Here is a 15,174-nt window from a genome sequence, read left to right as displayed (position 1 = left end):
AATGGCTAGCCCGATTAAACGCATTCTGGCTTCCGACTGGACGCCGATACTCATCGTCTGGTCCTGTCTGGTACTGCTACCGGTAGGGCGTCTGGTAGAAGCGCCAACCCTGATCATGGCCATCTCAGGCGCCATCCTGTTATGGCGTCATGGCCGACAACTGGCATGGGAAGGGGGCGGTCGACTATTCACGATGCTTTTCATTTGCATATGGCTCCCCACCCTGCTGTCCCTGCCGGGAGCGGTGAGCCCGGAGAGAACGGCCAACATCCTGGTAGGCCTCCCACGCTTCTACCTCGCGGGTTTATTCATTGTCTGGACGCTCAATTCACAGATACGACGTGAGCGCTTATTGATCTTGTGTGCGGCACTGATTGCTTTCTGGGTCATTGACGGACTGATACAGACCTTCCGGGGAGTGGACCTGTTTGGTTTCCAATCCCCCACAGGTCGCCTGAATGCGTTGTATGGAGAGAAGCATATAGATTTCGGCCCTGCTCTCGCCACCCTTTCTCCATTGTTGCTGGAGCCCGTCCGGCGTAGGGGGCCATGGTGGCTGACCGCATTGGTTTTCATGGGGCTGACATCCGTGGTTTTCCTGGCTGGCAGCCGCGGCGGCTGGGTCAGTTTTGCCTTGGCAAGCCTGGTGTTATTCATGCTGCACGCTCGACAAATCAAGCTTCCGATATGGAAAATCGCCATGGTGGCATTGGTACTTGTCACTATTCCGTTAGGGACCTTGCTTGCAATCAAGTCTGACGCCTATAGCCGTGTGGACATTTCCCTCAAAGCCTTACAGGGCGACCCTCTATCCCTTAACGAAGCCACCTCCGGGCGCATGGATATCTGGGGAACGTCGTTACGAATGATTGCCGATAATCCTGTCAATGGGGTGGGGGTAAGAGGATATCGCTATGCCTATCCAGACTACGCACTGGCCGGAGACCCATTTGTCGATCCGGTCAAAAACACCGGTGCCCTCTATTCTCACCAACTATTACTTGATGTCACAAGTGGAGCCGGACTGATTGGCCTGGCGGGCCTGATTGTCTTCTATGCAATCCTGATCAAGGCGCCATTACGCGTGACGCCTATGGCCCTCTATGCCTCACTGCCTTTTCTACTGGCGGCCTGGGCTTGGCTATTCCCTTTCAACAGCCACCCTAACTTCTATTCATCCCAGTGGTCCCAGTTGATTTGGTGGCTACTCGCACTAGCCTGCGCGCCATTGGGAGAAGCGAGGCGCATGGAATCAGTCTGAAAGCACAATGTGTTATGGCGGAAGCGTTTTGACCCGATCATTTCTGCAACCGCATTCGGCCTGCGCATCGCTGCCGAACCCCTGCGCCGCTTCTGGAACATGCCTGCCCCTGTGAAGACAAGCTGGGCGGGCATTTATGTCCAGGCCGCCGCGAGCCATTTCGACCTGCTGCCCAGCTCAAGCAACCAGGCCTTCAAGTGCATTTTTCAACTGTCGTCGCACCACCGTCTCGGAGAAATATTGGTGACTTGTTTCTACAGCGGCCTCGCCAAGCTGCCGCAGTTTGTCTGGATTCGCCACCAGGATCGCCACGCGGTCAGCCAGTGCTTGAGCATCCCCGGCAGGAATCCACTCAAGGCCGCTATTCTCTTCAGCGATCAAGGCTTCCGGGTAAGCGCCGGCCGACCGTGTTACCACGGGTCTACCACACGCGAGCGACTGGAACACCTTGTTGGGAATGACTCTCCCCGCCTTCGGCGTGGTGCCGAATACGCCCAACAGGATATCGGCCTGATGAATGCGTTCCGGAAGCTTCTCATATGGTAACCAGTCTTCAAACGCAACGTTTGCAAGGCCCTGGGCACGCTCCTCGCATATCTTGCGCAATGGCCCCTGCCCAAGGAGAACCCATTTCACCGGCGCACCCCGGTACAATCTGGCAGCCTCGATGACCACCTGCGGCGCCTGGAGCGGAATAAAACTGCCGTAAAACAATACTTCCAGGGGCACACGCAAATTCTCGGCAAGATAGAGCTGAGGCCTGAAAAGCGCCTCTTCTGCGCCCACGTAAATCACCTCGATATTTTTTCTTCCGACTTCCAGCACCTGTGCGAAGTAGTCGGCGTGGCTGGGCGTATCGGCGACAACCCGGTTTGCACGCCGAAACAGCATACGCTCCCAAGATAACAACCTTCGCGCACGCGAACTCGCCACGTTCAGTTTTCCGCGCTCATCCATCTGTTTGTCATAGGCCGAGATGAGCGGATCGAATATCAACGGAATGCCATGCCTTCTGGCCCAGCGGCTCGCTGCAGCCAGATCGCGCTGCCTGAAACAGGGTACCCAGACCAAATCGGGTTTGGGTACCCGATGCAGCCATGCTTCCCAGTCGGCCACTGCGGCAAGCTTAGGATGGAAATCCTTGACCTGCCAACCCATCTCAACCAGCAACTTGCGCAAGACGCGGTTGCGCGAGTAACCAGGATCGAAACGCCCCCACCAGAGTACACTGGGCACACTTACCTCACTTTTCCATCATTCAAAGAACACACTGCACCGACCAAACCATCGCCATGTGCGATAGGGTGTAGGAAAGTGTAGATATCCAGAGGCAAACCTCACCATTCACGGCGGCATAGGACAATCCAGAACGCTTCGAATTCTTCGAAGGCATTTCGGCATTACAGCCATGTCGATCGGCCATCGATCCAGTTACATGCCTGTTTCTCAATCACAGACATTGATCGCACGACGGGCCGTAAAAGGATCCATGATAAATCTACTGGAAAGCCTGGCAAGCATGCGACACTATAGAGCCAATACGATTTAGACCAGGACTTGATCCAAGTTACACTTTCTCGTCGAGAGAGGCTGATCCCTGCCCTTGATCGCAGGAGAGTAATGCTCCCGCATTTCATGGCGAACACGAATGAAATAGCTTGATGAACCGAGTTCGCGCTGATAATTCAGAACCCGCTTTGCCATTTTTGACACTTGATTTTTAATCCAAAACCATGAAACAGATTGTCTGCATGAAGTGGGGGCCCAAGTACCCGGCCGAGTATGCGAACAAATTGTACGGAATGGTCCGCAGAAACATCCAGGGCCCGATACGCTTTGTATGTTTGACCGACGATCCGACTGGAATACGCAGCGAAGTCGAATGTCTCCCGTGCCCAACCGTGTCGCTCCCCCCTCCTTACAATAATACTGGATGGCGCAAAATTTCGCTTTGGGCCAGCGAACTCCCCGGCATGGAGGGTGATTGGTTATTCCTTGATCTTGACGTTATCGTAACCGGAACGCTGGATGATTTTTTCGACTTCGAACCGGAAAAAACATTCGTGGTCATGCAGAACTGGACCCAGCCCGGACAGAGGATCGGCAACACATCGGTATTTCGTTTCAGGGTAGGCAAGCATCCCTATATCTACAACCGTCTGGTACCTGAATTCAAATCGATACTCGCAAGCTATAACAATGAGCAAATCTATATTTCCCGCACCGTTTCTGAAATGGCCTTCTGGCCCGACGAATGGTGCGCACTATTCAAGACGCACTGCATCCCACCCATGCCACAACGCTGGTGGAAGGCGCCGACAAGACCAGAAAGCGCCCACGTCATCGCGTTCCCAGGCGATCCCAACCCCCCCGACGCGGTATTGGGAATCTGGCCAGCCAAATGGTACAAGCGACTTTACAAGCATATTTTGCCGACGAAATGGATAGCGGATTATTGGCACGAGTAAACGGCCCGTTGAACCTTGCCTGATTTGAGTACCGAACTGGATATTCGTGACGCAGACTGAACCCGCGCTTCCCGGAGATGAGATCCGGGTCAAATTGATTAGCCGTTTTCCGGCCGAGCACTGGCTGCATCAACTGCCGCATGGCAATGGGCGGTGGGGGCGCTGCAACTATCTATTTGACCGTGACGCAAGAGATTACGACTGGCTGGTGGTTTACGACGACATCCCGCCGGGGAAAGGCGAGACCAAAAGCCGGAGCAGCGAAGCACTGGTGTGTGCGGCCTCCAACAGCATCCTGGTAACGACCGAACCTTCGTCCATAAAGATATATGGCAATGACTTCACTCGCCAGTTTGGTGTCGTGCTCACCAGCCAGGAAGAATGGGCCTTACCTCACCCGCGACGCATTTACTCGCAGCCTGCCTTGCACTGGTTCTACGGCGTCGGCACCAAACGCATCGTCCCCTTCGACGAGATGGAGTCCCACCCCCCTACCGCCAAGACCCACGATCTGTCCATGGTGTTTTCGCCCAAAAGCATGCGGCACACCCTGCACTGGCGGCGCCATGAATTCATGCGCCATCTGATGGACAACATGCCGGAGATGGATGTCTTTGGCCGGGGCGCACGTCCTCTGGACGACAAGGCCGATGCCTTGGATGCCTACCGTTATCATGTGGCCATAGAGAACTACATTGGTCCTCACCACTGGACGGAAAAACTGACGGATGCATTTCTGGGCATGACCTTGCCGTTTTACTGCGGCTCCCCCAATGCCACGGACTACTTCCCGGCAGAAAGCTTCATAACCATCGACATAAAAAACCCGGAAGACGCTACACGCATCATCCACCAGGCCATATCCAACAACGAGTATGAGAAACGGCTTCCCGCCATCATCGAAGCCCGCCGCCGTGTGCTTTTCGAATATAACTTTTTCGCAGTGATTTCACGCGAAATAGAAAAACGTCATCATTCCGGCTTTAAAAACAGCACTGACCACACAATTTATTCGCGTCACGCCTTGCGAAAAAGAAGCTGGGGCGTCAGCCTGCGGGACATGTATGGGAAAGCACGCGCACGCGCAGTCCATCTGATTCGCAAACACTAAAATCTACGCTGATAGTGCTGCCATCAGTATCTGTATCAGCGACGGTCTAACCTGTGATTTGTCGAAGACAGATCAGCGCAAAATAGCGCTTTCTGGCAGGATTTTCGCGCCATGAAACGCGCGCCGCGCGACGTCTCTCATCAATGCGCAATGATCAAAAATCGACTGACGCGCCCCGCTTGGCGACAAGGGCGCGGCCAAGTTTTGCTACAACATGGTGTTCATGTCTGGCACCAATTCCGGCTGATATTCCGGCACCCAGGTCTTCAACTGGCGCTTGACCGTCGCTTCGTCGAATGTGTCCGGATGGGCCAGCCAGGCCAGACATTCGGCGTACCAGCCGGCATCGGCTGCCCGCGCCTTCGCCACCCGCAACTTCGGGTGCGGCGTCGGCAGCGTCGATTCGTCATCGGCGAGGAGTTCCTCGTACAACTTTTCGCCGGGTCGCAGGCCAGTGTATTCGATGCGGATGCGGTCTTCGTCCGCGCCGGACAGGCGAATCATGAGTCTGGCCAGCTCGGCGATTTTCACCGGCTCGCCCATGTCGAGCACGAAAATCTCGCCGCCCTCGCCCATCAGGCCCGCCTGCAGCACCAGTTGCGCGGCTTCAGAGATCGACATGAAAAAGCGCGTGATCTCAGGATGCGTCACCGTCACCGGCCCACCCGTTTCGATCTGTTTCTGGAACTTTGGAATCACGCTGCCGGACGAGCCGAGCACGTTACCGAAGCGCACCGACACGAAGCGCGTGCCGCTCGGCTTTTGCATCGCCTGGCAGGTCATCTCGGCCAGCCGCTTGGTCGCGCCCATGACATTGGTCGGGTTGACCGCTTTGTCGGTGGAGATCATCACAAACTTGCCTACCCCATGCGCCTGCGCCGCTGCCGCGACAACCTGAGTGCCCAGCACGTTGTTGCGCACCGCCTCCCAAGCGTTACAGCCCTCCATCAAGGGTACGTGCTTGTAAGCCGCCGAGTGGAACACCACGGCAGGTCGATGCCCGGCCATCACCTGATTCACCCAGACTGCGTCCTTCACATCGCCGATCACCGGTGCAATCTGCAACCCATGGAAACGTGTCGACAATTCCTCCTCCATCGCATACAGCGCCAGCTCTGACTGCTCGAACAATACAAGTCGCGCGGGATCGAAACGCGCAATCTGGCGACACAGTTCCGAACCGATCGAACCACCTGCGCCAGTCACCATCACTACCTGGCCGGTCAATAACTGGTGCAGGCCGCTGTCGTCCAGTTCCACCGGGTCGCGCCCCAGCAAGTCGTCAAGTTCGATAGGGCGCAAGCTTGACACCGATACCCGGCCTGCCACCAGGTCTTCGAGCGAGGGCACGGTCAGTACATTCAGCCCGGCTTCGGCACATATCCGGGTAATGCGCTTGCGCACCTCATGTGCAGCCGATGGCAGCGCCAGCACCACATCGTCAACGCCCATGCTTTGTGCGTAGGCCGCGACATCGTCCAGCGTTCCCAACACCGGAATCCCCTGCACCAGCCGTCCCTGCTTGTCACGGCTGTCGTCCAGCAGACCCACAACATGAAACCCTGACGGATTGCGTGCCAGTTCGCGCAGCAAGAAGTCCGCCGCCGATCCGGCGCCAGCCACCAGCACCGGCTTGCTGTCCGGGTGCAAGACACTGGCCAGGCGATGCTCTTTCCAGGCCCGATAGGCCATGCGACTGCCACCCATCAGGATCACCAGCAGCAGCGGGTCGAGAATCAGCACTGAACGCGGCACTATCGTACCGATACTGAACAGAACCAACACCAGCGGAACCAGCAGTGCCGCCAGGCCGATGGCCAGCACAATGCGCTTAAGGTCGGGCAGGCTGGCAAAACGCCAGATACCGCGATACAGGCCGAAGCGCCAGAATGCCACAGCCTGCAGCGGCACCACCCAAACCAGCGTGGTCAGCGCCGCCGCCTGGAACTCGGCGGGCATATCCAGATTGAAGCGCAGCCAGTATGCTCCCAGCCAGGCAAGGCACGCAGCCAGAATGTCATGCAGGATGATGCCGACGGTGCGGGAACTAAGGTTCATTTGGAATACGGTGCCAGCACCAATCGATGGGCAGAAAAATCAGGAGATATATAGCGGCCGACAGTATAAGCAACCATGCGGTGTATTGCAGAAAAAGCAGCAGCGCGAAGGCCAGCGCGGCCGCCGCCAGCATCAACGCATAGGCTGCCAGGGCAAGCTGGCGATGCGACGCGCCGAGCAGCACAACCCGCTGATAATAATGCGAGCGGTGCGCTCGCCAGACTCTTTCTCCGCGCAGCGCGCGCCGGATGAGCGTCACGCTGGCATCGACGATAAACGGCGAGAACACCAGCAGCGGGAACAGCCACGGCCACACATGCTGCATCGTGCCCACAATGCCCAATGACGCCGCCAGGAACCCAAGCGGAATCGACCCCGTATCGCCCATGAACACCCGTGCCGGTGGGAAGTTGAAGCGCAGGAACGCCAGCGCCGCCGCCGCAATCGCCGCGCAGAATGCGGCCAGCCCCGGCGCATCGCCCAGCATTGCCGCCAGCGCCAGCGCGCCAAATCCGATTACGGCCATGCCGCCCGCCAGCCCGTCCGTGCCGTCCATGAAGTTGTACAGATTGGTCATCCAGACCACTGCAAGAGTCGCCCCGACCAGCGCCCAGCCGGTCAAGCCCAGCGCCAGCAGGCATGCCACGGCCGCAACAAAATGCGCCAGCAAGCGCGCCACCATCGATAGGCTCCGCACATCGTCCAGCAACGACAGTGCAGCCAGGGCAAACGCTGCCAGCATCGCTGGCAGCAGAACCGCGTCAGCCAGCCATAGGCTGGCGACGCCCACCCCGGCCATCATGCCCAATCCGCCGATGCGTGGCGTCGGCGTTACGTGCAGCGAACGCACATTGGGATGGTCCATCGGAAGACGGCGGCGTTGCAGAAGCCAGGCCAGCACCATCCAGCAGACGATGAAGGCGGACATGACAGCAAACCCCTTCATTGTAAAGAGGCCACCGTTGCCGCCAGCCCGGCTTCCATTGAATATGGCGGCGTCCAGTTCAGCTGCGACCGGATCAACGAACTGTCCACCCACAACGAACCCGTCAGACGTGCTACCGCGGCGCGTTTTCCTAAAAGTACGCCGGCAAATTCGATCACCCTCACTGGAACCGCCAGTAGGCGCGCAGTTCGGCTCATGGCATGCGCCACTGCACGAATCAGGTCTGGTGTCGAAACCGCCTCGCCATCGTCCAACAGAAAAGTCTGCCCCGCAGCGGCCGGGTGCTCGACGCACAGCCGGATCGCATCGACTAAATTACCCAGATACAACAGGCTGCGGCGATTGCGAATCGCCCCCAGCGGAAGCGGCCAGCCCTTATGAGCCCATTGCATCAACCGCAAGAAATTCGCTTTCACACCAGGACCGTAAACCAGTGGCGGGCGCAGAATGACAACTTCCAGTCCGGTTTCCCGGGCGATTCGCCACAAACCCTGTTCGGCCTCCCATTTTGAAATCGCATACGCGTCCGCGGGAGCGGGTGCATCGATTTCCCGATAGGCGGCATCGCCTCCCTCGCCGTTGACCTTGATCGTGCTGATGAAGACGAAGCGTTTCACCCGGGCATCGGCCGCCTGTCGGGCAAGATTGAGCGTGGCGTCAAGATTGGTTGCCCGATACGACGCCAGCGGATTTTGATCCGTGTCGTCCATCACGTGTACCCGCGCAGCCAGGTGGACAACAACATCCACACCCGCAAACATGCTGCCGCCCAGGCCCACACTATCATTCTGGGGAAACGCTGAAGAATCACCATCGACCAATGCCGTCAAATCCCCCACCACCTGTCCAGCCTCAACAGGCAACTCCCCCCAAACCTTACGAACAAGCGCCTTTACTTGATAGCCTTTGATCAGCAACTCGGAAACCAGCGCCCGGCCCACAAACCCGGCCGCGCCGGTGACAAGCACTTTGGGCAAGTCTGCATTCATCACACTTCCAACACCTCAAGCAACTTGGCATTGACCACGTGCACATCAAAACGCGCCTCCGCCAGCAATCTGCTCTTATGTCCCATGGTTTTGATCAGATCGGGAGTCTCGATAAAGCGCAGCATGGCAGTCGCCAAAGCAGTCGCATCACGTATTGGCACCAAAAATCCGTTGACGCCATCCTCCACCGTTTCGCGGCAGCCAAACGCATCGGTGGTAATCACCGCGCGCCCCATGGCCATGGCCTCTTGGGTGCTGCGGGGCACGCCCTCACGGTAGTAAGACGGCAACACATAAACGCTGGTCTGCGCCAGCCAGGGCTGCACCGGCACATGGCCGGGCCATTCCAGCAGGTTTTCATCGACCCAAGCTTGCACTTCGGCGTGTTGCAGGCTGCCGGGATTGGGGTCCAGCCCTCCCAGCAACACAAAGCGCACCGCTGGGTATTGGGCCTTTACCAATCTTGCTGCGTCGGCGTATTGGACAATACCTTTTTCACGTAACAGGCGCGCAGCCAGCAAAAAGGTAATGGGCTGGGTACAAGGCGGGAATTCAGACCATTCATTCAAATCAATGCCTATTCCACCCAAACAGCTAACCTTGGTCGGGTCAACCAAACCACCATGCACAAACTCTGCGAGATCGTCCTTGTTTAGAAAAATAACCCTATACGCCCGAGACAGTGCCAAACGATACAGCCACGATACGCCAGTACGCAGCAATCGACGCTTGCGTGACCAGGCCTCGCCATTTTCGGTAAAGATATAGCCCAAGCCTTCAATCATCGTCACCCGTCGCGGAACCCGCGCCAACCAGGCCGCCAAGGTGCCAAAAACCACTGGTTTAATGAAGTATCCCAAGGTCACATCTGGCCGCAGGCGGCGCAGCACGAGGGCCAGCTTGAGCGCGTCGAAGGCATCGCGCAAGGGGTTCATCCCCGTGCGAGCAAAATCATAATCAACAGGCTCTGCGCCCAGCGCCTTAACCTGTTGCCGGAGTTCATCGCTGTAGTCTGGCGCCAAGGCATAAACACGCGCACCGGTTGCTACCAGCGCCTGAATCAACGGTCCGCGAAAGTTGACCAGCGAAAAAGCCTGGATAGAAATAATGGCAAGGGTTTTCATTTTTCAGCCTCCGGCTGCAATGCCTCCACGTGACAACCATTCTTGTGGACACGGGAGAACAGTTCAGCGCACCCTTAGTGTTATGTTGCGAATCAGGCTCTACTGCGTTTCAGCCGCCCCGTCTTCAGCGCCAGGCCATGCCTTTTGTATATAAGGCCCACCACCATTGGTGAATAAACCACGGAATGCAATCGTCGGCCCAGAAAACCCATGAAACCCTTGGCGGTAAAAACATAAGCAGCACGCCAATATGAATTTCTGTAGCCGGAAAATGTGAACGCCTCTTTATTGACTATCTGTGCGTATTTGCTGCCGCCAAAGCCTTCAGCATGACCAATACCACTAAAGGCCTCAATAATTTCAGTATCTGGCTTGATCAGATAGCGATTGAACAAAACATCGAGAGACCTGAGATAAAGCCTGCTGTCGCAATGCAGAATATTTGCTACTCTTCCATAGTCTTCAATAAATTGCCTACATCCTTTCGCAATTTCCTGTCTCAACTCGATTTGTTTCTGCTGCTCATCATCGACATATTCATAGCTAAACTCATCATTGTTACGGCAAATACGCTTCAAGCTTCGCACAGGCTCTGTAAACAAAAACTCAAAAACCGGAAGCGCCTGAAAAATTCTTGAAAACCGCCTCCGTGGCGTGCAATCATCAAAATAGAATCCATGCCTATCTTCCGACCTGACAATGCTGCCAAAATAATATCCGGTCATTTTGCACTGTTTTCCAATGACCGATTTCAGGGACTCCTGTAATGTTCCCCTCCAACCGAGATCAACCAAAGCCACATTACCGGAAAAATCCTGATTTTTAAGGTAATCAAGCAGAACAGTCGCGTCTTCCTCCGAACGCTGGAAAAAATCGCTTTCCTTAAGCGCTTGCATGAAAAGTGGTTTGTTTTTGCATGGATCAAGATCAACGATGTTCTCAGGCGGCACAACATCAATCCGCTCAAAGAACTCTCGCCCAGAAATGCGCCGCTCAAACAGACGCTCTTTATTTTTATGGCATGAAAATGCAGGTACATACAAAGCACGTCTCGACAATCTCAAATAACGACTTGTTGCTTCAGCGGCGAGTTTATCAAACGCCTCCTTGATAAGATAAGTATCTCGCGCGCAAAAGAAAACCTTGTCGATCCCCCTGCGTTCGACATCATCCTTGATGAACTTTGCAAAGGCAACACAGGCTGGCCCAACCAGGGAATATCCAAGTTTGGCTAATGTATTGTCTTGAAAATCATCATGTGGCGTGAAGTATTCGAATATGCTTCTGGAAGAGTCTCTAACCGAGCGGTCAGGCATTCTATTTACCGCCAATCCTAGCCGCTCTGGAACGATGCAATCCGAATAGTGATTATCACCAACATGCTGGATTTCTGAAAAATCCAGGCCGTAATGTTCGGCGACCAGCTTGTATAAGTTTCCACTGTGCTTTGTTGCCCCGAAACTTGACGATGCAAAAATTTTGACGCCGTGCGCCACATGTTCTTGAACGATTTTGCGCAAGAACCAGAGGGGCAAGTACATATCGGTAACAATGCAGCACTGCTTGCCTTGATCGACCAGCGATGTGACAACATGAACATTTTCCGGAATTGGCTTTAGAAGGGCGCGCTCAAGGGCTAGTTCCTGCTTGAGCACCATAGCCGGATTCAGAACGACCCAACCCAACACCCGGTAAATTTGCCATATGGAAATATCTTCTTTTTTGCTGAGCTTCCTTGCGACACGCTCCGCCATAACACGCCAGCGCCGAAAGCCAAAAACGCTAAAGCCCGAAAAACGATAATTGACCACACCCGTGCATTCGACCAAGTCAAACACATGGAAAGGTCTCTTCAACGGGCGAGAAATTAACGTATCGAACAGATCGAAGCTATACAGTTTCTTGTTTTTTTCTAATTGCTCTAACATAATAAAAAATATTCTGCACAGTTAGATTTTTTAGTGGATTGCGCCTTTATTGACGAGCACAACCAAATCCAGTTCAATTTCTTCAGAAAATTGTAAACCACGTCTTTTTTCGTAGCGCCGTCTCGTTTTATTACCGCTGTGACAGCTCTTTCGCCCTTCCTGGTATAAAAATCCGCGATTTCGCCCTTAAATAAACATGCCAGTTGACCATTATCGCTATCGCAAGTCCGCCCTCGCTGACCAATAGGTCGAATCAACTTGCAGCTCATCTGAGTAATGACCACGTAGATGCGGCCATCCCGGGGAGCCTTGGCAAGGCGGTAGTTGCACCGTTGCAGGCATTCGGACAGGGCGTTATGCGAGACCTTGTGGCGGATAGCGTTATGGAAATTGGCCTGCTTGAGCCTGATTGCAGCTTGGCGCGCTTTTTCCGTTGAACACTGCGGGGGATCTCATACCACCTCCCCTCGTTCAATCCGTAAAATTTCGGATGACCATAAAGCCTTCGCGCTCGGCCGCCAGACTCAAGCGCGTATCCAGGCATACGAATTGCCAACCTTGCGGTCTATGCTCGCAGACAAGCAGCGCTGCCGCCAATTGCAGTGAATCGGCGGCACGCAAAGGGTGAAGCCGCAACAGGCGTTGAGCGACTTGGCGCACGCTGTCCAGGGGTTGCACTTCATGCCAGGCTGCCTGCAGCGCTGCCAATTGACCCAACGCCAGCGTTATTTCTGTCGAAGTAAGCTTGGCTTCGCATTCGAGCCTGGCCAAGGCGGAAGCGCACTCCACCGGGGTTCCCCACCATGCAACGATTTCCGGGTTGTTTTCGTAATAGCCGAGGGCTGAGGGCGTGCCCGCTTCTTCAACCAGCAACGGCAGAATTGCAGAGCTATCCCAGAATTTCACCGCCCCGACTCGCGTTCTTCCAGCAAAGCCTGAAGTGCGCTGGCATGCTGCTGTGGTACGGAGGACGGTGCCAAACGACAGGCCGTTCCATGGCCTCGCCGCAGGATACCTTTGCGTTCCAGAAGTGCAAGCTCATCCGATTGGCCGTTTTCACTCACGACCGGGATGAGCCGGGCGACCGGCCGGTCGTGGTCGGTGATGAGGATGGTCTCGCCGTGGCGCACTTGTTCAATCAGCGCACTCAACTGATTTTTGGTGGTGGATATTGAAGCGGTTTTCATTTGGCCATTATAGCCATAATCATATCGAGGCCGTTATACAGCGTCGCGTGCGCCGACCGCCGACGAGAAGCCATCGATCACGGGTTGGACCAACCCGCGCTTGAGCTTGAGCGCAGCCTGATTTACCACAAGGCGCGAACTGATGTCGCAGATATGTTCCACCGCAACCAGGCCGTTGGCCTTGAGGGTGCCACCGCTGGAGACAAGGTCGACGATGACGTCGGACAGGCCGACCAGCGGGGCCAGTTCCATCGAGCCATACAGCTTGATAAGGTCGATATGCACACCCTTGCCGGCAAAATGGTCGCGCGCTGCATTGATGTATTTGGTGGCGACGCGGATGCGCGCGCCCTGTTTCACTGTCCCGGCGTAGTCGTAGCCTTCGCGCACGGCGACCATCATGCGGCAGCACGCGATTTGCAGGTCGAGCGGCTGGTAGAGGCCGTTGCCGCCGTGCTCGTTGAGCACATCCTTGCCGGCGATGCCGAGGTCGGCGGCGCCGTATTGGACGTAGGTGGGGACATCGCTGGCGCGCACGATAATGAGCCGCACGTCGGCGCGGTTGGTGCCGATGATGAGCTTGCGCGAGGACTCGGGGTTCTCGGACGGCGTAATACCAGCCGCCGCCAGCAACGGCAGGGTTTCTTCGAAGATGCGGCCCTTGGACAGGGCGAGGGTGATTCCGGAGTAGGTCATGTTGGTTTGTGTCGGGGATTACATTCATCCAGGCCGTCATCGCGAGCCCGCAGGGTGTGGCGACCCAGGGCCTTTCGATTCTGCTGGCGTTCTGGATTGCTTCGCGTTGCTCGCAATGACGGTATCTGCATGGCTTCAGTGCACGCGCCTGATGCGCGCGCCGAGCTGGGTGAGCTTTTCCTCGATACGTTCGTAGCCGCGGTCGAGGTGGTAGATGCGCTCGATGGTGGTCTCCCCCGCCGCGACCAGGCCGGCCAGCACCAGGCAGGCGGAGGCGCGCAGGTCGGTGGCCATGACGATGGCGCCGTCGAGCCGCGGCACGCCGCGCACCAGCGCGGTGTGCCCGGACACTTCGATGTTGGCGCCGAGGCGGCGCAGTTCCTGCACGTGCATGAAGCGGTTTTCGAAAATGGTTTCGGTGACGCTGGCAGCGCCTTCGGCAATGGTGTTCATCGCCATGAACTGCGCCTGCATGTCGGTGGGAAACGCCGGGTGCGGCGCGGTACGCACATCGACTGCTTTCAGCTTGCCGTCGGATTCGACCTCGATCCAGTCGGGGCCCACCTCGACCTTCGCCCCCGCCTCGCGCAGCTTGCTCATGACTGCGTCGAGCGTGTCGGGTTGCGCATGGGTGGTGCGCACGCGCCCGCCAGTCATCGCGGTAGCGACCAGGAAGGTGCCGGTCTCGATGCGGTCGGCCATCACCGAATGGTCCGCGCCATGCAGCGCGTCGACGCCGTGGATGGTGATGACGTCGCTGCCGACGCCTTCGATGTTGGCACCCATCGCGATCAGGCAGTGCGCCAGGTCGACCACCTCGGGTTCGCGCGCAGCGTTTTCCAACACGGTGGTGCCTTCGGCCAGCGCGGCGGCCATCATCAGGTTTTCGGTGCCGGTGACGGTCACCATGTCCATCACGATGCGCGCGCCCTGCAGGCGCTTGCACTTGGCGTGGATATAGCCGTGCTCGATGCTGATTTCAGCCCCCATCGCCTGCAGGCCCTTGATGTGCAGATCGACCGGGCGCGAGCCGATGGCGCAGCCGCCGGGCAGGCTGACGCGCGCTTCGCCGAAGCGCGCCAGCGTCGGCCCCAGTACCAGGATGGCGGCACGCATGGTTTTCACCATTTCGTAGGGTGCTTCCTTGTGCGGAATGGATTCGCCACAGAGGGTGACGTGGTTCTGGTCGTCGAGGGTGACGCGCACGCCCATGTGGCCGAGCAGCGCCAGCATGGTACTGATGTCCTTGAGATGCGGCACGTTGCCGAGCCGCAAGGGCTCGGCGGTCAGCAAACTCGCGGTCAGGATCGGCAGCGCTGCATTCTTGGCACCGGAAATGCGCACCTCACCGGCAAGCGGGTTGCCGCCGTGAATCAACAGCGCATCCATCTAACCCGGAAACCATA

General features: G+C 56.7%; 13 protein-coding genes. 3 read left to right on the top strand and 10 right to left on the bottom strand.

All coding sequences use genetic code 11. The features are described from left to right. Nucleotide 1: 1 nt before the first annotated feature. Nucleotides 2–1,261 carry an O-antigen ligase family protein gene (locus ACZ41T_RS13275; protein WP_464921856.1) on the top strand — a complete coding sequence of 420 codons (1,260 nt, stop codon included), beginning with the start codon at nt 2–4 and terminating at the stop codon, nt 1,259–1,261. A 177-nt stretch (nt 1,262–1,438) separates the two neighbouring features. Here ACZ41T_RS13275 and ACZ41T_RS13270 read toward each other — a convergent pair whose 3' ends face one another. After that, nucleotides 1,439–2,440 carry a glycosyltransferase gene (locus tag ACZ41T_RS13270; RefSeq protein WP_464921855.1) on the bottom strand — a complete coding sequence of 334 codons (1,002 nt, stop codon included), beginning with the start codon at nt 2,438–2,440 and terminating at the stop codon, nt 1,439–1,441. A 554-nt stretch (nt 2,441–2,994) separates the two neighbouring features. On the opposite strand from ACZ41T_RS13270, the gene ACZ41T_RS13265 reads away from it, so the two are divergent. Both ACZ41T_RS13265 and ACZ41T_RS13260 read left to right on the top strand, forming a co-directional pair. Continuing rightward, nucleotides 2,995–3,729: a hypothetical protein gene (locus tag ACZ41T_RS13265; protein ID WP_464921854.1), complete on the top strand. Its 735-nt coding sequence runs from the start codon at nt 2,995–2,997 to the stop codon at nt 3,727–3,729. Nucleotides 3,730–3,775: 46 nt separating this feature from the next. After that, nucleotides 3,776–4,840 (top strand): glycosyltransferase family 10 domain-containing protein, encoded by a 1,065-nt coding sequence (locus tag ACZ41T_RS13260; protein ID WP_464921853.1) that lies wholly within the window; start codon nt 3,776–3,778, stop codon nt 4,838–4,840. Between the two features lie 207 nt (nt 4,841–5,047). Here the strand turns inward: ACZ41T_RS13260 and ACZ41T_RS13255 are convergent, their stop codons facing one another. From ACZ41T_RS13255 to murA, 9 genes are all read right to left on the bottom strand, one after another. After that, entirely contained in the window at nt 5,048–6,898 is a 1,851-nt protein-coding gene (locus ACZ41T_RS13255; protein ID WP_464921852.1) for a polysaccharide biosynthesis protein, read from the bottom strand. After that, a complete protein-coding gene (locus tag ACZ41T_RS13250; RefSeq protein ID WP_464921851.1) occupies nt 6,888–7,826 on the bottom strand; it encodes an MraY family glycosyltransferase in 939 nt (312 codons plus the stop codon). The genes ACZ41T_RS13255 and ACZ41T_RS13250 overlap by 11 nt, the downstream gene beginning before the upstream one ends. A gap of 14 nt (nt 7,827–7,840) precedes the next feature. Next, nucleotides 7,841–8,833, bottom strand: a complete 993-nt coding sequence (locus ACZ41T_RS13245; RefSeq protein ID WP_464921850.1) for a UDP-glucose 4-epimerase family protein — start codon at nt 8,831–8,833, stop codon at nt 7,841–7,843. Further along, nucleotides 8,833–9,957 (bottom strand): glycosyltransferase family 4 protein, encoded by a 1,125-nt coding sequence (locus ACZ41T_RS13240; RefSeq protein ID WP_464921849.1) that lies wholly within the window; start codon nt 9,955–9,957, stop codon nt 8,833–8,835. The genes ACZ41T_RS13245 and ACZ41T_RS13240 overlap by 1 nt, the downstream gene beginning before the upstream one ends. A 92-nt stretch (nt 9,958–10,049) precedes the next feature. Next, the gene (locus tag ACZ41T_RS13235; protein WP_464921848.1) at nt 10,050–11,885 is read right to left on the bottom strand and encodes a hypothetical protein; all 1,836 of its coding nucleotides are present in this window, start codon (nt 11,883–11,885) and stop codon (nt 10,050–10,052) included. A gap of 471 nt (nt 11,886–12,356) precedes the next feature. After that, nucleotides 12,357–12,758: a type II toxin-antitoxin system VapC family toxin gene (locus ACZ41T_RS13230; RefSeq protein ID WP_464921847.1), complete on the bottom strand. Its 402-nt coding sequence runs from the start codon at nt 12,756–12,758 to the stop codon at nt 12,357–12,359. A 29-nt stretch (nt 12,759–12,787) separates the two neighbouring features. Then, on the bottom strand, nt 12,788–13,072 hold the full coding sequence (locus ACZ41T_RS13225; RefSeq protein ID WP_464921846.1) for a type II toxin-antitoxin system Phd/YefM family antitoxin: 285 nt from the start codon (nt 13,070–13,072) through the stop codon (nt 12,788–12,790). Between the two features lie 33 nt (nt 13,073–13,105). Further along, nucleotides 13,106–13,768: an ATP phosphoribosyltransferase gene (gene hisG / locus ACZ41T_RS13220; protein ID WP_464921845.1), complete on the bottom strand. Its 663-nt coding sequence runs from the start codon at nt 13,766–13,768 to the stop codon at nt 13,106–13,108. A gap of 135 nt (nt 13,769–13,903) precedes the next feature. After that, the gene (gene murA, locus ACZ41T_RS13215) at nt 13,904–15,157 is read right to left on the bottom strand and encodes a UDP-N-acetylglucosamine 1-carboxyvinyltransferase (RefSeq protein WP_464921844.1); all 1,254 of its coding nucleotides are present in this window, start codon (nt 15,155–15,157) and stop codon (nt 13,904–13,906) included. Between the last annotated feature and the right edge of the window lie 17 nt (nt 15,158–15,174).

Source organism: Thiobacillus thiophilus (assembly GCF_055378705.1).
This window is presented reverse-complemented; position numbering and strand designations above follow the sequence as displayed.

Excerpts from the sequence above, each read along its gene's own strand:
- ACZ41T_RS13275 (WP_464921856.1), top strand. The coding sequence starts at position 2 with ATGGCTAGCCCGATTAAACGCATTCTGGCTTCCGACTGGACGCCGATA.
- ACZ41T_RS13265 (WP_464921854.1), top strand. The coding sequence starts at position 2,995 with ATGAAACAGATTGTCTGCATGAAGTGGGGGCCCAAGTACCCGGCCGAG.
- ACZ41T_RS13255 (WP_464921852.1), bottom strand. The coding sequence starts at position 6,898 with ATGAACCTTAGTTCCCGCACCGTCGGCATCATCCTGCATGACATTCTG.
- ACZ41T_RS13250 (WP_464921851.1), bottom strand. The coding sequence starts at position 7,826 with ATGTCCGCCTTCATCGTCTGCTGGATGGTGCTGGCCTGGCTTCTGCAA.
- ACZ41T_RS13245 (WP_464921850.1), bottom strand. The coding sequence starts at position 8,833 with ATGAATGCAGACTTGCCCAAAGTGCTTGTCACCGGCGCGGCCGGGTTT.
- ACZ41T_RS13240 (WP_464921849.1), bottom strand. The coding sequence starts at position 9,957 with ATGAAAACCCTTGCCATTATTTCTATCCAGGCTTTTTCGCTGGTCAAC.
- ACZ41T_RS13235 (WP_464921848.1), bottom strand. The coding sequence starts at position 11,885 with ATGTTAGAGCAATTAGAAAAAAACAAGAAACTGTATAGCTTCGATCTG.
- ACZ41T_RS13225 (WP_464921846.1), bottom strand. The coding sequence starts at position 13,072 with ATGAAAACCGCTTCAATATCCACCACCAAAAATCAGTTGAGTGCGCTG.
- hisG (WP_464921845.1), bottom strand. The coding sequence starts at position 13,768 with ATGACCTACTCCGGAATCACCCTCGCCCTGTCCAAGGGCCGCATCTTC.
- murA (WP_464921844.1), bottom strand. The coding sequence starts at position 15,157 with ATGGATGCGCTGTTGATTCACGGCGGCAACCCGCTTGCCGGTGAGGTG.